Genomic DNA, 18,145 nt, shown 5'->3' with positions numbered 1-18,145 from the left:
TCCGCCTAAAAATTTTGCCCCCTAACTTTTCTGTATAAACCCCGGGGCGGCCCCCCCCCCCCCCGCGGGGCGCCCGCCCCCCCCCCCCCGCGGGGCCCCCCCCCCCCCCCCCCCCCGGCGGGCGCGCGGGGGGGTCTCCGCTGGCATGGCTAGGGCGACTTCACCGTCAGACGGCCTTTCATATTGGGGTGGAAGCGGCAGAAATAGTCGAACGCTTCCGCCTTCTGAAGGATCATGCTCGCCGATGTCTTCGGCGGGATCGTCACCTCCCAGCCGCCTTTGACGGTCGCCGTGTGGGCGAACACGTCCTTGTTGACCCACACGATCGTGTCGCCGACCTTCGCCTCAATGCTTGCGGGCGAAAATACAAGCTTCTCGATCGTCACCCCAATCGTTTCGGCTCTGGCTGGTGCGGCAGCAATAGTCAACGCCATTGCAATCCACAGATGCCGTTTCGACACCGTCGGTGCTGTTCTCATTTCAGCATGCCGGCGACATGTTCGGCATGCTGTTCATGGCCCTGGAATAGCTTCAGGCCGGTCTCCAGCAGGCTCTTCAGTTCGGCATTCTCGGCCGAGGGGATCAGCAGGGTTTCGAGCGCGCCGTTGACCTGCTTGTGATAGGCGACCTCGTTGTCGAGATAGGCCTTGTCGAACGCAGCGCCGTCGAGCTTGGCGAGCTTCGCCCGTTCCTCGTCCGCCGCCTTGGTCAGCGCCTTGCTGGTGGCGTTGTCCTCTGGGGTCACGTTGAGCTTCTTGACCAGGTCAAGCGCTTGTTTGTTTACGGCTTCATGGTCTCGCACCATGTCTTTGGCGAAATCGAGAATCTCCTTGTTCTTCGATTTCTTCAGCGCTTGCACGGCCGCCTCAACGTCAAGCACGCCGGCTGTGTAGGCGATGTGGGCGATCTGCGGGTCGCTCGGCTTGTCGGAGGCTTGCGCCAACGTCGCTGCGCTGAGCAGGAAAAGCGCTGCCAGTGCGGTGGTCGATCGAATAAACATGACGTTCTCCTTCGCCGGACGCAGTTGGCTCCGGGCATTTTCAGTTGACGACGTTTGGATGCCGGAAGGGGGCTAACGTTCCCGGGAATTCGGGAAAATCAGCTGGTAAAGCCAAGCCGCTGCATCACCGCGGCGGTCAGCCGTTCACACCGGCGGCCGGCGAAGGGGAAGGCATCGAGCAGCACCGGGCCGATCTGATCGGCCAGCGCCTTGCGGACTAGGGCGCGGGCTCGGTGCAGCCGGGTCTTGACGGTTTCGGGCCGCACATCGAGTAATTCGGCGGTCTCGTCTATGCTGAGACCCTCGATCACCCGCGCCACGAATACTGTCCGGTAGACATCGGGAAGTCGATCGGTCGCCCGTTCGACAAGCTCGAGGATCTGCCGTTGCGCCATCATCCGCTCCGGATCGTCGCTGGGATTGAGGGGGAACTCGATGATTTCGGCTTGGAGATTTTGCGGCATCGCTACCGTTCGCCGCCTTTTGCGCAAACGCCCAAGCGCCTCGTTGATGACGATGCGTGACAGCCATGTGGCGAGAGAGGATTCGCCGCGAAAATCCCCGAGCTGGGCAAAGGCCCTGACATAGGCCTCCTGCACGATGTCTTCAGCCTCGCTGTCGTTGCGGACGACGCTGCGGGCGATACGATAGAGTCGCTGGTTGTGCATTTTGATAATCGTGTGGAAGGCTCCGCCCTCGCGCGCCAGCGCACGGCCGACAAGCTGCATCTCGCCAGATGCGGCGGGCATGACGGTTGCAGATATGGCCGGTTTCCTCATCGCGAGCCAATCTCATGACCGGAAGCAAATCCTCCGATCGAAACATTGGACGGGCTAACCGCGAAAAGGTTCCCGAACATTTTTCCCGGCGGCCGGCACCGCTTACGCTGCCGCTTCCGCCAACGCCTTGTCGCCAGCTTGCGCGCGTGCCGTTGCGGCCAGCAGATCGGTCTGCGTGATGAGGCCGAGGATGTGCTGGTTGTCGTCTACGATGACGACGGCGTGGCTGCGGCCGTCGGTAAGCACCGGCAGGAGGCCCATGGCCGGCGCACTCGCCGAGGCAGTCGCCACGGCCTTTGTCACGCTTTTCACCGCTTGCGCCGCCCGCGCCAGTTCGCGCAGTCCGACGGCGCCGATAAGCTTGGCCTCCGCGTCGACGACCGGCAGCATCCGGATATTGTGATCGAGCAGCAGATGACGCGCCTCGTCGGCATCAGCATGCTCGTCCACGGCAATCACGTCGCGCGACATGATATCCCCGCACAGCAAGGTCCGGTGCGTGCGCACCATCGCCTGTAACTCCACCTGCCGCAGTAGCCGTTCGAGATCGTTGCGGTCGATGTCGAACGTCTCCTCCAAAGCGCCGAGCGCAGCATCGATGTCCTCGGGCCGGAAGCCGATACGCTCCTGCGCCGGTGGATCGATGGTGCCGTGGCTGTTCTTTGACGCAGCGGTGGTACCATGCGGGTAGGTCCGTCGCGTCAGCTTGTGAAAACCGTATCCGAGCGCCACCAGCACGATCGAGTTCAATGCCACCGGCACGAACGGAAACAGGAAGCCGGCGTCGATGACGGCCGGGCCGCCGAACACCGCCGTCAGAGCCGCCGCGCCGCCTGGTGGATGTAGGCAGCGTGTGAACGACATCGCGGCGATGGCCAACGATACCGCAATGCCCACCACAAGGACGGGCTCATGTATGAAACGCGCCACAATCACGCCGACGAGCGCCGATATGGTGTTGCCGCCGATGATCGACCAGGGTTGCGCCAACGGGCTCGCCGGCACTGCGAACAAAAGCACGGCCGAGGCACCCATCGGCGCCACGAGCAGCGGCACATGCGGGCCGCTGCCGAGCACGAGGCCACTGATCGCGCCGGTCAGCGCAATGCCGATCGTCGCACCGAAACAGGCGATCATGCGCTCGCGCAGTGTCGCGCCGGCCAGTATGGGAGAAAAAAGACGAAAGACCATGGGTGCTCTGGGGTTTATCCCACTCTGGGGTTGATCCCCGAGGAGTGTTGAACTTTGAAACGCCTTGCAATGACGCCAGACTGCTGAATTCGAAAGCCAAACCAATCCGAGAAATAGCGGATTTGGGAAATATTGTTGCGCTACGCGGGTAGATCAGGCGAGGTCCGGCCGCCAGCCGGAGCAGCTACACAGCGTGATCCGGCTAGTCTTTTCAAGAGGTTGAGCGCGTTTTCTGAATCGGTTTTGGAAGCTCGCTACCGTAGCTCAACCCGCCGCCGCAGTGAGGCCGCGCGCCAGATCGGCCTTCAAATCCTCGACATCCTCGAGCCCGATCTGCAGGCGGATGAGCGGGCCGTCATAAGGCCCCTTGGCGACGACGCGGTCGCCGAGGAAGACCGGCACCGCAAGGCTCTCATAGCCGCCCCAGGAATAGCCGAGGCCGAATATCCTGAGCGCGTCGAGGAAGGCATGCTGCTGTTTCTGGCCGCCGCCCTTGAGCACGATCGAAAAAATGCCGCTCGAGCCGCAGAAGTCGCGCTTCCAGAGATCGTGGTCGGGATGGCTGGCAAGCGCTGGATGCAGCACCCGCGCCACGCCCGGCTGGCTCTCCAGCCAGCCGGCGATCGCCAGAGCGCTACGCTGATGGTGGTCGAGGCGCACACCCATGGTGCGCAGGCCGCGCAGCACCTGATAGACATCGTCCGGCCCGGCGCAGCAGCCCATCGTGTAAAATGTCTCGCAAAGCTGTTTCCAGCAGGCCTTGTTGGCCGACGCCGTGCCGAGCAGCACGTCGGAATGGCCGGCCGGATATTTCGTCGCCGCATGGATCGAGATGTCGACGCCGTGGTCCAGCGGGCGGAAGTAGAGCGGCGTCGCCCAGGTGTTGTCCATCATGACGATCGCACCTGCGGCGTGTGCCGCGCTGGCGATGGCCGGTATGTCCTGCACCTCGAAAGTATTGGAGGCCGGCGATTCGGTGAACACGACCTTGGTGTTGGATTTGATCAACGCCGCTATACCGGCGCCGACAGGCGGATCGTAATATTCGACCTCGACGCCTAGCCGTTTCAGCATCGTGTCGGCGAAATTGCGGGTTGGGTGATAGACGGAATCGACAATCAGGACATGGTCGCCCGCCGACAGGAAGGCGAGCAGCGGCACTGTCACCGCCGCCAGGCCGGAGGGCACCACAATCGTGCCGGCCGAGCCTTCCAGTCCGTCGATGGCGCTGGCAAGCGCGTCGGTGGTCGGCGTGCCGCGCGTGCCGTAGGTGTATTTCTGGCTGCGTGCCGCCATCGTCGCCGCGTTGGGGAAGAGCACGGTCGAGGCATGTACGACCGGCGGGTTGATGAAGCCGAAATAGTCATGCGGATTGTTGCCCGAGTGGGCAAGCCGCGTGTTGATGCCCATTTCATTGCCGTCTTTTGCCATTGCGCTTCGCCTCTGATGAAGCGCCAGCCATAGTGCGGCGGCATTGGCCGCGCAACCGTTCGTCAACCGCCAGCCGGCGGACTGGTTGTGCCAATCGCTCCGATGGCATTCACGCGCGGGCGCTGTCTCGCCGAAGACGGATTTCAGAAGCCAGCTCCGATTCGCGTTGGCCGGACCTCGCAGTTGCTGGCTAATTTTCGGGCGCGTTTGTCTGCAATTCAGGCATTAGCGGCAAATGGTTTGAAACTCTTTGGGTTTCGGTCATTTTCCTTGACCTCACTGTGATAATCGCCTTCGATGTAGTTCGTGAATGGGAGGCAGCGCGTCGGTTGCGATGCGGGTTCCGGTAATGGGCCGGAACGGGAAGCTGCGTTCACACCGAAAAAAGTCAGGTTCGCCTGAAAAAAACAGAAAAGGGTCTGTGGGTTATGAAACACATTGCAATCGGCATTCTGGGCGCCGCCGCGCTTGGATTGGTGGCTTCGGCCGCGTCGGCGGCCACGCTCGACGACGTCAAGGCCAAGGGCTTCATCCAATGCGGCGTGTCGACCGGTCTGGCCGGCTTCTCGGCGCCGGACGACAAGGGCGACTGGCAAGGCATCGATGCGGACTTCTGCCGCGCTGTCGCGGCCGCCGTGTTCGGCGATGGCACCAAGGTCAAGTTCACGCCGCTCAGTGCCAAGGAACGCTTCACCGCACTGCAGTCAGGCGAGATCGACGTTCTGTCGCGCAACACCACCTGGACCATCAACCGCGATACGGCGCTTGGTCTGAACTTCGTCGGTGTCACCTATTATGACGGACAGGGCTTCATGATCAACGCCAAGAAGCTGCCGGGGGTGAATTCCGCGCTGCAGCTTTCGGGCGCGGCGGTCTGCGTGCAGAGCGGCACCACGACCGAACTCAACCTCGCCGACTACTTCAAGACGAACAAGATGGAGTACAGCCCCGTCGTCTTCGAACAGCTGTCAGAGGTCGACGCGGCCTATGACGCCGGCCGTTGCGATGTCTACACCACCGACCAATCAGGTCTCTACGGCATCCGGCTGACGCTGGGCGCGCCCGCCGACCACGTCGTGCTGCCTGAGATCATCTCCAAGGAACCGCTCGGACCGGCCGTGCGCCAGGGCGACGACCAGTGGTACCACATCGTCAAGTGGACCTATTTTGCGCTGCTGCAGGCAGAGGAACTCGGCATCACCAAGGCCAATGTCGAGGAAATGAAGGCTTCGGAAAATCCCGAGATCAAGCGCGTGCTCGGCCAGGAGGCCGATACCAAGATCGGCACCGATCTCGGCGTCTCCAACGACTGGGTCGTCAATATCGTCAAGGCCGTCGGCAATTACGGCGAAATGTTCGAACGCAATGTCGGGTCGGGCAGCCCGCTGAAGATCGCGCGCGGCATCAACGCGCTGTGGACCAAGGGCGGTCTGCAATACTCTCCGCCGATCCGCTGATCGAAATGTGATCCGGGAGGCAGATCGTCTGCCTCCCGGTTTCTCTTTCCAGGGGATGGTCGAATGGCATCGCAGGAAATTCTTCGCGAGGAGCCAAGCCGCGGCTCCTTCATCAATGATCCAAAGGTCCGCGGCATAGTCTTCCAGGCGGTGGTAGTCATCGTGCTGGTTGCGTTGGTCTGGTGGATCGTCCAAAACACCATAGACAATCTGACGCGCCTGCGCATTGCGTCAGGCTTCGGCTTCCTCAGGGGCCGCGCCGGCTTCGACATCAGTGACAGCGCCATCGCCTATTCGTCGGATTCGACCTATGGCCGCGCCATTCTGGTCGGCTTCGTCAACACACTCATCGTTGCCGCCGCCGGCATCGTCACCGCCACCATCATCGGCTTTATCCTTGGCGTCGGCCGGCTTTCGCACAACTGGCTGATCCGCAAGATCTGCATGGTCTATGTCGAGGTCTTTCGCAACATCCCGCCGCTGCTGGTCATCTTCTTCTGGTATTCCGGCGTGCTTTCGGTGCTGCCGCCGCCGCGTGAAAGCATCAATTTGCCGTTCAGCTCCTTTCTCAACCAACGCGGCTTTTATTTTCCACGCGCCGTGTGGGGCGAAGGCTCCTGGCTGATCCTGGTTGCTTTGCTTCTCGGCATCGCCATGGCGTGGTTCGTCGCCCGCAAGGCGCGTCAGCGGCAGATGGCGATCGGCCAGCAATTCCCTGTGTTCTGGACATCGGCGGCTTTGATCATCGGCTTGCCGTTGCTGGCCTACGCGCTCAGCGGCTTCCCGCTGAGCTTCGATTATCCAAAGCAATCGACCTTCAACCTGACTGGCGGCTTTCAGGTCAAGCCGGAGTTCCTGTCGCTCTACCTGGCGCTGTCCTTCTATACGGCGGCCTTCATCGCCGAAATCGTGCGGGCCGGCATCATGGGCGTCAATAAGGGTCAGACAGAGGCAGCCGGTGCGCTCGGGCTGCGGCCGGGATCGATCCTGCGGCTTGTCGTCATTCCGCAAGCCATGCGGATCGTCATTCCGCCGCTGACCAGCCAATATCTGAACCTGACCAAGAACTCGTCGCTGGCCATCGCCATCGGCTACCCGGATCTGACGGCGACGACCGGCACGGTGCTGAACCAGACCGGCCAGGCTATCGAGTGCGTGCTGATCATGATGGTGGTCTATCTCGCACTCAGCCTGTTGACGTCGGCGGTCATGAACGTGGTCAACGCCAGAATGGCGCTGGTGGAGAGGTAGAGACATGCAGGAGCACGATCTTTCCTTCGTCCGCGTCGAAATGGCGCTGGCACAGTCGGCGCCTGCAAGCGAGCGCGGCCTGGGCGCCTGGATACGTAAGAACCTGATTGCGTCGACCGGTGACACGATCCTGACCATCATCGGCATCGTGCTGGTCGCGATGATCCTGCCGCAACTGATCAGCTGGGCCTTCATCAACGCCCAATGGACCGGCGCGGACCGTACCTTTTGCGCCACGGCGGCACAGGGCGGCGTCCAGCCGGACGGCTGGTCCGGCGCCTGTTGGGCCTTCGTCAACGCCAAGTTCGGCCAGTTCATGTTCGGCCGCTATCCGATCGATGAGCGCTGGCGGCCGATCCTGGTCGCCATCCTGTTCGTGGCGCTTCTGGTGCCGCTGCTCATCCCGAAGGTGCCGCGCAAGGGGCTGAACGCCATCTTGTTCTTCGGGGCGCTGCCGATCTTTGCCTTCATCCTGCTGGTTGGTGGCGTGTTCGGCCTGCCGCATGTCGAAACCCCGCTATGGGGAGGGCTGCTGGTGACGCTCACCCTGTCCTTCGTCGGTATTGCCGTGTCGCTGCCGCTCGGCATCGTGCTGGCGCTCGGCCGGCGCTCGAAGATGCCGATCGTCAAGATGCTGTGCGTCATCTTTATCGAGACGGTGCGCGGCATCCCGCTGATCACCGTGCTGTTCATGGCCAGCGTCATGCTGCCGCTGTTCCTGCCGGCCGGCGTCAGCTTCGACAAGTTCCTGCGCGCGCTGATCGGTGTTTCGCTCTTTGCCGCTGCCTATATGGCCGAAGTGGTGCGCGGCGGCTTGCAGGCGATCCCCAAGGGCCAGTATGAGGGTGCGGATTCGCTCGGCCTCGGTTACTGGCAGAAAATGGGCCTGATCGTGCTGCCGCAGGCGCTGAAGCTGGTCATTCCCGGCATCGTCAATACCTTCATTGGCATGTTCAAGGATACCAGCCTGGTCTCGATCATCTCGATGTTCGACCTGCTCGGCGTCGTCAAACAGAATTTTAACGACCCCAACTGGGCAACGCCGCAAACGGCCAGGTCCGGCCTGGTGTTCGCTGCCTTCGTCTTCTGGCTGTTCTGTTTCGGCATGTCGCGCTATTCGATGTTCACGGAACGCCGGCTCGACACCGGCCACAAGCGCTAAGAACAAAAAAGGGAACCTTCCATGACAATAGAAAATGCAGTCAGTGCGGAAGAGATCAAGGTCAATGCCGCCAAGATGCAGGTTTCCACCACCGATGTCGCCATCGACATCATCGCCATGCACAAATGGTACGGCGAATTCCATGTGCTGAAGGACATCAACCTGAAGGTGATGCGCGGCGAGCGCATCGTCATTTGCGGCCCTTCGGGCTCGGGCAAATCGACGATGATCCGCTGCATCAACCGGCTGGAAGAGCACCAGAAGGGCAAGATCATCGTCGACGGCAAGGAATTGACCAACGATCTCAAGAAGATCGACGAGGTGCGCCGCGAGGTCGGCATGGTGTTCCAGCATTTCAACCTGTTCCCGCATTTGACCATCCTGGAAAACTGCACGCTGGCGCCGATCTGGGTGCGCAAGACGCCGAAGAAGCAGGCCGAGGAAATCGCCATGCACTTCCTCACGCGCGTCAAGATTCCGGAACAGGCCAACAAATATCCCGGCCAGCTTTCCGGCGGCCAGCAGCAGCGCGTCGCCATCGCCCGCTCGTTGTGCATGAATCCGCGCATCATGCTGTTCGACGAGCCGACCTCGGCGCTCGATCCCGAAATGATCAAGGAAGTGCTGGAGACGATGGTTGGCCTCGCCGAAGAGGGTATGACCATGCTCTGCGTCACCCACGAGATGGGCTTTGCACGCAAGGTCGCCAACCGGGTGATCTTCATGGACCAGGGCCAGATCGTCGAGCAGAACACGCCAGCCGAGTTCTTCGACAATCCGCGCCACGAGCGCACAAAACTGTTCCTGTCGCAAATCCTGCATTGATTGCTCTCACGCGAATCAAAAGAGCCCGGCCGAACCCTGCCGGGCTCTTTTGCGTCTGAGCCGTCAGCAGGCGATTGCGCCCCGATTGCGAGCCCGTCCCTCATGAAAAAGCCGTCCCTCGTGAAAAGGCTTGGGCGTTTTCTCGCCATTCTGGTGGTGGCAATCGTGCTTGCCGTGGTTCTGGGCACGTTCATTCCACGGCCGCTCTTGCCGGCGGCCGCCGCCGATCCCGCCGCCACCAGGCACGTCCTGGTGCTGAAAAATCCGATCCACACCGATATCGCCATCCCGGTCGATGACGACGTGCGCAAGCGCTTCCATTTCCTGGTCGGTGGCGGCATTCCGGCCGACATGGCTGGGGTCCGCTACATCGTCTTCGGCTGGGGAGGCCGCGCCTTCTATCTGGAGACGCCGACCTGGTCGGAACTGAAGGCGGCGCCGGTGATGAAGGCGCTGACGTTGGACGCATCGGTGATGCATGTCGATGTCGCCGGCAACATTGTCGAGCCGCACCCCGACGTCGCCGGCTTCGACATCAGCGAGCAGCGTTTTGCAGCGCTGCTCGACTTCATCGCGGCGAGTTTCCAGCAAGGGCCGAACGGTCCGATCCTGATCGAGAATGCCGCTTATTCCAGGTTCGACCGCTTCTACGAAGCCAACGGCCATTTCAATGCGCTGGTTGGCTGCAACACCTGGACAGCGGCGGCTCTGCGTATCGCCGGCCTGCGGACAGGCTGGTGGAATCCGCTGCCGGCCTCACTCGACCTGTCGATGCGGATTTATAATTGATGCTCCGGGTAATCAGCGCCTCATTGCGGCGCGCCCCCTCTGTCCTGCAGGACAGAGGGGGGCGCTGTCCCGCCAACCGGTCGAGCTTTCATTGCCGATCGCCATCCGGCGGCCGCCAGCCATAGAGCCAGTCGAGATCGGCCGCGAGCTTTTCCGGCGAGCGCCACTTCAGGAACAGGTTGCGCGCGACGGCCACCGGCCCCGCTGCATGCCAGGCGAGCCGGTTGACCGCCCCGCGGCGGGCGACCTTGGCGATGCGCGGGCGGCGCATCTTCTCCCAGGCGGCAAGCGCGCCCCACGGATCGGCGGGCGCGGCAGCGACAAAGCCGGCAAGGGTTGCGGCATCCTCGATCGCCATCGCCGCCCCCTGCGCCGCGAACGGCGTCATTGCATGCGCCGCATCGCCGATCAGCGCGATGCTGGCGGGCGTCGTCCATGGCTGTGCCTGGTCGACCGTATGGATCGGCCACGCGGTCCACGGGCCGGCATCCTCGGCAAGCCGGGCCAGCGCTGCCGCCGTGCCACGCATGGCGCCGACGAGGATATTGGAGTCGGCGTGGCCCGACCAGCGCTCGGCCATGACCTCGCCCCTGGTGAAGGCAGCCAGGTTGAACGCTATGCCGTTGCTGACGGGATAGGCGACGAGGTGGAAGCCGGGATGCAGGAAGGTGGTCACGCAATTGGCGGCGCCGACCGCCGCAAGGGCTTCTCCTGCGACACTGCCTGCACTGATCGTAGCGCGCCAGGCAAGCTCGCCCGAAAACCGGCTTTTGGCCGCAAACCCGCCAAAAGCCCGGATCGCCGACCAGACGCCGTCGGCGCCGATCAGCAGAAAGCCGCCGGCTTCGACTGTCTTGCCGGCAATCTCGACTGTTGCCGTGGCATGGCGCGGTCCTGTGGCGATGCCGCCGACACGCGCGCCGGTGACGAGACTGATGTCCGGCTGTTCGGCAAGGCGCGCCATCAGCGCGTCTTGCAGATCAGCCCGATGAGCGACGAGATAAGGCGCCTGCCAGCGCTTTTCGGCCGCTTCGCCAAGCGGCACCCGCGCCAGCTCACGCAGCGTGGCGGCGTCCTTGAGCACGACCGCCTCCGGCCGCACCGCCGCCGGCAACAGCCGGTCGAGCACGCCGAGCTGGCGAAGGATGCGCGTCGCGTTGGGTGAGAGCTGGATGCCGGCGCCGGCCGCTTCGAGGCGCGGCGCCTGTTCGAACAGCCGCACCAGATAGCCGCGCTCGGAAAACGCCAGTGCCGCGGTCAGTCCGGCGACGCCGGCTCCGGCGATAACGACCTGCCGGGAACGGGTGTCGTCCATCGGATGGTGTGCGCGTCAGGCGGCCTGGTGGATATAGAGGCATCCGGCAGGCTGCGTTTCCGTCGCCTTCAGCTTTGGCGAATAGCGATAAAGCGTCGAGCAATAGGGGCAGACCTTTTCATTGTCGTCGCCCATGTCGAGAAACACATGCGGATGGTCGAAAGGCGGGTTGGCGCCGGTGCACATGAATTCCTTGACGCCGATGTCGATCGCCGCATAACCCGCATCGTTCTGGAAATGGGGAATGGAACCGCCTACCATCGTCGTCTCCTATATTTGCCGCATGACCCCGGATCATGTGCAAAATCAAAATTCCACCGCGTCCTTTGCGCGTCCAAAGGACGCGCCGCGCTGTACCTGGATTGCATCTGGATCATAAGCAGTCTCTTTGCAAGATCGATGAAATCAAACTGTCGTAAAAGCCTGTCACAGGATAAGCTAAGCCGGTTAAGCGCATGGCCCCGAAACCGAATTCGGTTTTGCTGGGGATCATGCGTAGCTTAAGTGGCGGGAGCGTCCTTTTGCGCGTCCGCAAAGACGCGCGACGCTGTGGCCAGCGGGTGTGAAACGAGCAGGAACCATGAACGAACTAAAGCCGGTGCAGAGCGAATTCACCACCGTCGAGGTGGCGAGCCCAGAGGGCGGCAACCCGGATCGGTTCGTCAACCGCGAGTTTTCCTGGCTGCAATTCAACCGCCGCGTCCTCGAAGAATCGCTGAACGCCAACCATCCGCTGCTCGAGCGGGTCCGCTTCCTGTCGATTTCGGCCGCCAATCTCGACGAGTTCTTCATGGTCCGTGTCGCCGGTCTCGCCGGCCAGGTTCGCGAAGGCATCACGCTGAAGAGCGCGGACGGCCGCACCCCCGAACAACAGCTGGAACAATTGCTGCGCGAGGTCGAGCGCCTGCAGGAGGACCAGCAGAACAGCCTATCCGCTCTGATGCTGCTGCTCGACAAGGAAGGCATCGAGAGCATCAGCCGCGATGGGCTGACCAAGGACGAGAAGACCTGGCTCGAGGATCATTTCCAGGAGCAGGTGTTTCCGGTGCTCACACCGCTGTCGATCGACCCGGCGCATCCGTTCCCGTTCATTCCCAATCTCGGCTTCTCGATGGCGCTGCAACTGCGCCACCGCAGGAATGGCGAGGAGATGAGCGCGCTGTTGCGTCTGCCGGTGGCGCTGAAGCGCTTCATCCGCTTGCCTGACCGCAAGCATCATGTCCGCTTCATTCCGCTGGAAGAAGCGGTCGGCCTCTATATCGGCAAGCTGTTCCCCGGCTACGAGGTCAAGGGCTCCGGTACGTTCCGCATCATCCGCGACAGTGACATCGAGGTCGAGGAGGAGTCCGAGGATCTCGTGCGCCTGTTCGAGACGGCGCTGAAACGGCGTCGTCGCGGCTCGGTCATCCGCATCGAATTCGACAAGCTGATGCCGGCCGAACTGCGCGAGTTCGTCGCCGGCGAGCTTGGCGTCTCGTCGAGCCGGATCAGCGTGCTCACCGGTCCGCTGGCGCTCAGCCAGATTTCCGAGATCGTCGCCATCGCCCGCGACGATCTCAAATTCAAGCCTTACAATCCGCGCTTTCCCGAACGCATCCGCGAGCACGGCGGCGACTGTTTCGCCGCCATCCGCGAGAAGGACATCATCGTTCATCACCCCTACGAATCCTTCGACGTGGTGGTGCAGTTCCTGCGCCAGGCGATGGCCGATCCGGAAGTGGTGGCGATCAAGCAGACGCTCTATCGCACCTCGAACGACAGCCCGATCGTGCGCGCTTTGGTCGACGCGGCTGAGGCCGGCAAGTCGGTGACCGCGCTGGTCGAGCTCAAGGCGCGATTCGACGAGGAAGCCAACATCCGCTGGGCGCGCGACCTCGAGCGCGCCGGCGTTCAGGTCGTGTTCGGCTTCCTCGAACTGAAGACCCACGCGAAAATGTCGCTGGTGGTGCGGCGCGAGGACGGCAAGCTGCGCAACTATGTGCATCTCGGCACCGGCAACTACCATCCGGTCACCGCGCGCATCTACACCGACTTGTCCTTCTTCACCACCGCTCCGACAATCGCCCGCGATGTCGCCCAGCTGTTCAATTTTATCACCGGCTACGCCGAGCCGACCGAGGAGATGCGGCTGGCCATCTCGCCGTTCACGCTGCGCAAGCGCATCCTCAAGCACATTTCGGACGAGATTGCCCATGCGCTGGAGGGCAGGCCGGCCCGCATCTGGATGAAGATGAATTCGCTGGTCGACCCGATCATCATCGACGCGCTCTATGACGCCAGCCGCGCCGGCGTCGAGGTCGATCTCGTCGTGCGCGGCATCTGCTGCCTGAGGCCCCAAGTGCCGGGCCTGTCGGAAAACATAAGGGTCAAGTCGATCGTCGGCCGCTTCCTCGAACACAGCCGAATCTATTGTTTCGGCAACGGCCATGGACTGCCGTCGGACGGGGCGATCGTCTACATCTCATCGGCCGATTTGATGCCGCGCAATCTCGACCGTCGCGTCGAAACCATGGTGCCGATCACCAATCCAACGGTGCATGAACAAGTCCTCGGTCAGATCATGCTGGGCAACATCATGGACAACCAGCAAAGTTTCGACGTATTGGCTGACGGAACCTCCCGGCGCGCCACGCTCGAGGAGGGCGAGGAACCGTTCAACGCGCAGGAATATTTCATGACCAATCCGAGCCTCTCCGGACGCGGCGATGCGCTGAAATCGCATGCGCCCAAGCGCATCGCGCAGTTCAAGCGCCGCAAGAAAAACGCCGCAGCGACCGGCTGATGATTTCAACGTCCCAGGGCCGGCTTCAGGACCGCCGACCGCTGTCCATCATCGACATCGGGTCGAACTCGATCCGGCTTGTCGTCTATGAGGGGCTGGCGCGCTCGCCAACCACGCTGTTCAACGAAAAGATGCTGGCCGGCCTCGGTCGCGGCATCGTCTCGACCGGAAAGCTCGATCCCGAGGCGGTGACCCGTTCGATGGAGGAATTTCGGCGTTTCCGTGCGCTGTCCGAGCAGGCCGGCGCCGAGCATATGTATGTGCTGGCGACCGCCGCCGCCCGCGAGGCGGTCAACGGCCCCGATTTCATCCACCGCGCCGAAGATGTGCTCAAGACCGAGGTCCAGGTATTGAGCGGGCGCCAGGAAGCCCACTATTCCGCGCTTGGCGTCATTTCCGGCTTCCACCCGGCCAACGGCATCGCCGGCGACCTCGGCGGCGGCAGCCTCGAACTTGTCGACGTCGATGGCGAGGCAATCGGCGACGGCATCACGCTGCCGCTGGGCGGCCTGCGCCTGCAGGACATGGCCAAGAACTCTCTGGCCCAGGCGGCAAAGATAGCGCGCGACGAGCTCGCGAAGGCAAGACTGCTGAAAGGCGGGCAGGGCAGGCCTTTCTATGCGGTCGGCGGCACCTGGCGAAACCTCGCCCGGCTGTACATGGAAATGACCAGCTATCCGCTGAGTGTCATGCATCATTACGAGATCGGCATCGACGCCGCTGCGAACTTCCTCAAGCAGGTCGCCAAGGGTGAGATCGAGAAAGTAAGGGGTATCGAGGGCGTCTCGAAGAACCGCCGCTCGCTGCTGCCTTATGGCGCCATCGTGCTGCAGGAGATCATGGCGGCGATGCAGCCGTCCAAGATCATCGTCTCGGCGCTGGGCGTGCGCGAGGGCTTTCTCTATTCGCTGCTCGACAAAGCCGAGCAGAAGGCGGATCCGCTGATCTCGGCCTCGGAGGAACTCGCCCGGCTGCGTTCGCGCTCGGTCACCCACGCGCATGAGCTTGTCGAGTGGACGGGCAAGACCTTCGCCGCCTTCGGCATCGAGGAGACGGTCGACGAGGCGCGCTACCGCCAGGCCGCCTGCCTACTTGCCGACATCGGCTGGCGCGCGCATCCCGAATATCGCGGCAAGCAATCGCTCAACATCATTGCCCACGCCTCCTTCATCGGCGTCGACCATCCCGGCCGCGCCTTCCTGGCGCTGGCCAACGCCTACCGTCATGATGGCGTCTTCAACGAATCGATCGCGCCGGAAATCAAGGCACTGGCAACGCCGCGCTATATCGAGCGCGCCCGTGTGCTGGCCGCGGTGATGCGCGTCGTCTACCTGCTGACGGCGGCAATGCCGGGCGTCATGCCGCGGTTGAAATGGGAGAGGCGCGGCAATGGCGTGCTGGCGCTGGTGCTGCCGGCGTCGCTGGCCGACCTTTACGGCGAGCGGCCGGCCGGGCGACTGGCGCAACTGGCGAGGGTCACCAATCGCCGGCTGGTGCTGGCGGTGGAGGGCGGCCCCACTATGCCAGCCAAGTAGTCTGGCTCAGTCAAGTAATTCGGCTCAGTCCGGCAGTTGTGTCGGTCAAGTCGTTTCAGCGCCGATCCGAAGCATCCGCCCGTCGATCGAGTAGGCGCCGGCGCCTGCCATTGCCAGCGCCAGAAAACCGCCCGATAGCGCGATGTCCTTCATCAGCATCTGCGAATGCATGAAGGTCAGCGTCGGATCGTCGCCGCCCTGGCCATAGTGGCCGATGAAGCCTGCCGCGATGCAGAAAGCGGCAAGCAGGAGCGCCACGATCGGCGTCTTGAGGCCGACGAGGATGAGCAGTCCGGCGATCATTTCGAACAGCCCCGTCGCCCAGGCTGCAAGTGTCGGCAGCGGCAGGCCAAGGCCGGAAAAATAGCCCGATGTGCCGGCAATGTCGGTAAGCGCGTGAAAGCCGGACGGAACGAATAGAGCCGCGAGCAGCAGCCGCGAAAGCAGAAGCAGCGCATTGCGGGGCATTGGTCACCTCCGACGTCGGCGGCGGTTGGCTTCACCCCGACACCTCATCCTAGCAGAAAGTCCGGCCGGCTGATCGACGGGCATAAACCGACAACGAAAAAGGGACGCGGAAAATTCCGCGCCCCTTGCTGCAAGTGGTTCCTGGACTGCTTCAGCCGCGCTTGGCGTCGACCGAATAGGCGCCGGCGCCCGAGGAAGCCAGCACGAGGAAGCCGCCGGCAATCGCCAGGTTCTTCATGAAGCTGATCATCTGCATCTGATCGGCCCAGCCGGTGTGGGCGACCAATCCCGTGGCGACGGTGAAGATTGCCAGCACCCAGGCGGTGATCCGGGTCTGAAAGCCAATGAGGATGGCGAGGCCGCCGAGCAGCTCGAGCAGACCGACGACAATCGCCGTCACGGTCGGCATCGGCAGACCCATGCTGCCGAAGTAACCGGCGGTGCCGGCGATCGCAGTGAGCTTGCCGAAACCGGAAAGCACGAAGATGACCGAAAGCAGGATACGGCCGAGCAGGATCCTGCCTGAGGCGTTGGAAACGGTGCCGGAACCGGCAACGGTCGTGTTGGTGGACATGATGGGCTCTCTCCGGGAGGGGTTGTGGTGCCCACCCACATAAAGCAGGGCGACTGTTCACCAAAGATGCAGATTTGGTTACAGATTGTTCACCGCAGTAAAGTTTTTGCGATCAGCGCAAGATCATCCCGGATGCGTCATCTCCTCTGGCCGAACCAGGCGGTCGTAGTCGGCTTCGCTGACCAGCCCGGTGGCAAGCGCTTCCTCACGCAAGGTTGTGCCGTTCTTGTGAGCGGTCTTGGCGATCTTGGCGGCGTTGTCGTAGCCGATGGTCGGCGCCAGTGCTGTCACCAGCATCAGCGAACGGTCGAGGGCGGCCTTGATATTGTCTTCCCGCGCCTCGATGCCGACGACGCAATTGTCGGTGAACGAGATGGAGGCGTCGGCGAGCAGTTGCACCGACTGCAGGAAATTGTAGGCCATCAGCGGGTTGTAGACGTTGAGCTCGAAATGGCCCTGGCTGCCGGCGAAGGTCACGGCCGCATTGTTGCCGAACACTTGGATGCAGACCTGGGTCATCGCCTCGCACTGGGTGGGATTGACCTTGCCCGGCATGATCGACGAACCCGGCTCGTTTTCCGGCAGCGACAGTTCACCAAGGCCGGAGCGCGGGCCGGAGCCGAGCAGACGAATGTCGTTGGCAATCTTGAACAGGGCGCCGGCGCAGGCGTTGATGGCGCCATGCGAGAACACCATGGAATCATGCGCCGCCAGCGCCTCGAACTTGTTTGGCGCGGTGACGAAGGCGATGCCGGTGATCGCGGCGATGCGATCCGCCACTCTCTCGGCAAAGCCGACCGGCGCGTTGAGGCCGGTGCCGACGGCCGTGCCGCCTTGCGCCAGTTCCTGCAGGCCGGGCAGCGTCATCTCGATGCGTTTGATCGAGGAGGCGACCTGCGCGGCATAGCCCGAAAATTCCTGGCCAAGGGTGAGGGGCGTCGCGTCCTGCGTGTGGGTGCGGCCGATCTTGACGATGTGGGCGAATGCTTTGGTCTTGGCCTCCAGCGCGGCGTGCAAATGCCTGAGCGCCGGCAACAAATCGTGCACGATGCACTCGGCGCAGGCGATGTGCATGGCCGTCGGATAGGTATCGTTCGACGACTGGCTCATATTGACGTGGTCGTTCGGATGCACCGGTTTCTTCGACCCCATGACACCGCCCAGCAGTTCGATCGCCCGGTTGGAGATCACCTCGTTGGCGTTCATGTTGGATTGCGTGCCCGAGCCGGTCTGCCAGACGACCAGCGGGAAATGATCGTTCAGCTTGCCGTCCATGACTTCCTGAGAGGCTTCGATGATCGCCTTGCCGATGGCCGGGTCGAGCCGCTTCAGCTCCATATTGGTTTCGGCCGCCGCCTGCTTGACGATGCCGAGCGCGCGAACGATCGACGCCGGCTGCTTTTCCCAGCCGATTTTGAAATTGCCCAGCGAACGCTGCGCCTGTGCGCCCCAGTAACGATCGGCGGCGACCTCGATGGGACCGAACGTGTCGGTTTCGGTTCTGGTCTCTGGCGCGCTCACATGTCTCTCCGGATTGCAATTTGCAAACGGCCTATCGCGTTGCACAAATGGCTTCAAGCGGAGAT

General features: G+C 62.7%; 17 protein-coding genes. 7 read left to right on the top strand and 10 right to left on the bottom strand.

Annotation, left to right across the window (positions count from 1 at the left end):
* Positions 1–149: 149 nt before the first annotated feature.
* The 5 genes from AC0L3H_RS29975 to AC0L3H_RS29955 form a co-directional block, all read right to left on the bottom strand.
* Entirely contained in the window at positions 150–479 is a 330-nt protein-coding gene (locus AC0L3H_RS29975; protein WP_473587887.1) for a cupredoxin domain-containing protein, read from the bottom strand.
* On the bottom strand, positions 476–1,000 hold the full coding sequence (locus tag AC0L3H_RS29970) for a DUF4142 domain-containing protein (protein ID WP_473492410.1): 525 nt from the start codon (positions 998–1,000) through the stop codon (positions 476–478). The genes AC0L3H_RS29975 and AC0L3H_RS29970 overlap by 4 nt, the downstream gene beginning before the upstream one ends.
* A 98-nt stretch (positions 1,001–1,098) precedes the next feature.
* A complete protein-coding gene (locus AC0L3H_RS29965; protein WP_473492411.1) occupies positions 1,099–1,779 on the bottom strand; it encodes an RNA polymerase sigma factor in 681 nt (226 codons plus the stop codon).
* 102 nt (positions 1,780–1,881) lie between these two features.
* The gene (locus AC0L3H_RS29960) at positions 1,882–2,970 is read right to left on the bottom strand and encodes an HPP family protein (protein WP_473492412.1); all 1,089 of its coding nucleotides are present in this window, start codon (positions 2,968–2,970) and stop codon (positions 1,882–1,884) included.
* A gap of 264 nt (positions 2,971–3,234) precedes the next feature.
* Positions 3,235–4,401 carry a cystathionine beta-lyase gene (locus AC0L3H_RS29955; RefSeq protein ID WP_473587886.1) on the bottom strand — a complete coding sequence of 389 codons (1,167 nt, stop codon included), beginning with the start codon at positions 4,399–4,401 and terminating at the stop codon, positions 3,235–3,237.
* A gap of 428 nt (positions 4,402–4,829) precedes the next feature.
* Here AC0L3H_RS29955 and AC0L3H_RS29950 point away from each other — a divergent pair, with 428 nt between their 5' ends.
* The 5 genes from AC0L3H_RS29950 (at position 4,830) to AC0L3H_RS29930 (ending at position 9,885) form a co-directional block, all read left to right on the top strand.
* Positions 4,830–5,858 (top strand): amino acid ABC transporter substrate-binding protein, encoded by a 1,029-nt coding sequence (locus AC0L3H_RS29950; RefSeq protein ID WP_128169208.1) that lies wholly within the window; start codon positions 4,830–4,832, stop codon positions 5,856–5,858.
* Between the two features lie 63 nt (positions 5,859–5,921).
* On the top strand, positions 5,922–7,109 hold the full coding sequence (locus AC0L3H_RS29945) for an amino acid ABC transporter permease (protein ID WP_473587885.1): 1,188 nt from the start codon (positions 5,922–5,924) through the stop codon (positions 7,107–7,109).
* 4 nt (positions 7,110–7,113) lie between these two features.
* Positions 7,114–8,271: an amino acid ABC transporter permease gene (locus AC0L3H_RS29940; RefSeq protein ID WP_027155356.1), complete on the top strand. Its 1,158-nt coding sequence runs from the start codon at positions 7,114–7,116 to the stop codon at positions 8,269–8,271.
* A gap of 21 nt (positions 8,272–8,292) precedes the next feature.
* A complete protein-coding gene (locus AC0L3H_RS29935; protein ID WP_023800620.1) occupies positions 8,293–9,096 on the top strand; it encodes an amino acid ABC transporter ATP-binding protein in 804 nt (267 codons plus the stop codon).
* A 102-nt stretch (positions 9,097–9,198) separates the two neighbouring features.
* Positions 9,199–9,885 (top strand): TIGR02117 family protein, encoded by a 687-nt coding sequence (locus tag AC0L3H_RS29930; protein WP_473587884.1) that lies wholly within the window; start codon positions 9,199–9,201, stop codon positions 9,883–9,885.
* Positions 9,886–9,973: 88 nt separating this feature from the next.
* Here AC0L3H_RS29930 and AC0L3H_RS29925 read toward each other — a convergent pair whose 3' ends face one another.
* The gene (locus AC0L3H_RS29925) at positions 9,974–11,200 is read right to left on the bottom strand and encodes an FAD-dependent monooxygenase (protein WP_473587883.1); all 1,227 of its coding nucleotides are present in this window, start codon (positions 11,198–11,200) and stop codon (positions 9,974–9,976) included.
* Between the two features lie 15 nt (positions 11,201–11,215).
* Positions 11,216–11,461, bottom strand: a complete 246-nt coding sequence (locus tag AC0L3H_RS29920) for a zinc-finger domain-containing protein (protein WP_473587882.1) — start codon at positions 11,459–11,461, stop codon at positions 11,216–11,218.
* Positions 11,462–11,780: 319 nt separating this feature from the next.
* Here AC0L3H_RS29920 and AC0L3H_RS29915 point away from each other — a divergent pair, with 319 nt between their 5' ends.
* Complete coding sequence (locus AC0L3H_RS29915) at positions 11,781–13,982, top strand: RNA degradosome polyphosphate kinase (RefSeq protein ID WP_473492418.1); 2,202 nt, start codon at positions 11,781–11,783, stop codon at positions 13,980–13,982.
* Positions 13,982–15,517 carry an exopolyphosphatase gene (gene ppx, locus AC0L3H_RS29910; RefSeq protein WP_473492420.1) on the top strand — a complete coding sequence of 512 codons (1,536 nt, stop codon included), beginning with the start codon at positions 13,982–13,984 and terminating at the stop codon, positions 15,515–15,517. The genes AC0L3H_RS29915 and ppx overlap by 1 nt, the downstream gene beginning before the upstream one ends.
* Before the next feature lie 45 nt (positions 15,518–15,562).
* Here ppx and AC0L3H_RS29905 read toward each other — a convergent pair whose 3' ends face one another.
* From AC0L3H_RS29905 to fumC, 3 genes are all read right to left on the bottom strand, one after another.
* Positions 15,563–15,985: a DoxX family protein gene (locus tag AC0L3H_RS29905; RefSeq protein WP_128169204.1), complete on the bottom strand. Its 423-nt coding sequence runs from the start codon at positions 15,983–15,985 to the stop codon at positions 15,563–15,565.
* 151 nt (positions 15,986–16,136) lie between these two features.
* Positions 16,137–16,559, bottom strand: coding sequence for a DoxX family protein (locus AC0L3H_RS29900; protein ID WP_473587881.1), 423 nt, complete (start codon positions 16,557–16,559; stop codon positions 16,137–16,139).
* Positions 16,560–16,682: 123 nt separating this feature from the next.
* On the bottom strand, positions 16,683–18,080 hold the full coding sequence (fumC, locus tag AC0L3H_RS29895) for a class II fumarate hydratase (RefSeq protein ID WP_473587880.1): 1,398 nt from the start codon (positions 18,078–18,080) through the stop codon (positions 16,683–16,685).
* Between the last annotated feature and the right edge of the window lie 65 nt (positions 18,081–18,145).

It is taken from the genome of Mesorhizobium sp. WSM4816 (assembly GCF_055811535.1).
Note: the sequence above shows the minus strand (reverse complement) of the source record. Positions and strands in the feature narration are given on the sequence as shown.

Coding starts and splice junctions, on each gene's coding strand:
- AC0L3H_RS29965 (WP_473492411.1), bottom strand. CDS start 1,779: ATGAGGAAACCGGCCATATCTGCAACCGTCATGCCCGCCGCATCTGGC.
- AC0L3H_RS29935 (WP_023800620.1), top strand. CDS start 8,293: ATGACAATAGAAAATGCAGTCAGTGCGGAAGAGATCAAGGTCAATGCC.
- AC0L3H_RS29960 (WP_473492412.1), bottom strand. CDS start 2,970: ATGGTCTTTCGTCTTTTTTCTCCCATACTGGCCGGCGCGACACTGCGC.
- AC0L3H_RS29920 (WP_473587882.1), bottom strand. CDS start 11,461: ATGGTAGGCGGTTCCATTCCCCATTTCCAGAACGATGCGGGTTATGCG.
- AC0L3H_RS29950 (WP_128169208.1), top strand. CDS start 4,830: ATGAAACACATTGCAATCGGCATTCTGGGCGCCGCCGCGCTTGGATTG.
- AC0L3H_RS29930 (WP_473587884.1), top strand. CDS start 9,199: ATGAAAAAGCCGTCCCTCGTGAAAAGGCTTGGGCGTTTTCTCGCCATT.
- AC0L3H_RS29975 (WP_473587887.1), bottom strand. CDS start 479: ATGAGAACAGCACCGACGGTGTCGAAACGGCATCTGTGGATTGCAATG.
- ppx (WP_473492420.1), top strand. CDS start 13,982: ATGATTTCAACGTCCCAGGGCCGGCTTCAGGACCGCCGACCGCTGTCC.
- AC0L3H_RS29900 (WP_473587881.1), bottom strand. CDS start 16,559: ATGTCCACCAACACGACCGTTGCCGGTTCCGGCACCGTTTCCAACGCC.
- AC0L3H_RS29970 (WP_473492410.1), bottom strand. CDS start 1,000: ATGTTTATTCGATCGACCACCGCACTGGCAGCGCTTTTCCTGCTCAGC.
- AC0L3H_RS29925 (WP_473587883.1), bottom strand. CDS start 11,200: ATGGACGACACCCGTTCCCGGCAGGTCGTTATCGCCGGAGCCGGCGTC.
- AC0L3H_RS29955 (WP_473587886.1), bottom strand. CDS start 4,401: ATGGCAAAAGACGGCAATGAAATGGGCATCAACACGCGGCTTGCCCAC.
- AC0L3H_RS29915 (WP_473492418.1), top strand. CDS start 11,781: ATGAACGAACTAAAGCCGGTGCAGAGCGAATTCACCACCGTCGAGGTG.
- AC0L3H_RS29945 (WP_473587885.1), top strand. CDS start 5,922: ATGGCATCGCAGGAAATTCTTCGCGAGGAGCCAAGCCGCGGCTCCTTC.
- AC0L3H_RS29940 (WP_027155356.1), top strand. CDS start 7,114: ATGCAGGAGCACGATCTTTCCTTCGTCCGCGTCGAAATGGCGCTGGCA.
- AC0L3H_RS29905 (WP_128169204.1), bottom strand. CDS start 15,985: ATGCCCCGCAATGCGCTGCTTCTGCTTTCGCGGCTGCTGCTCGCGGCT.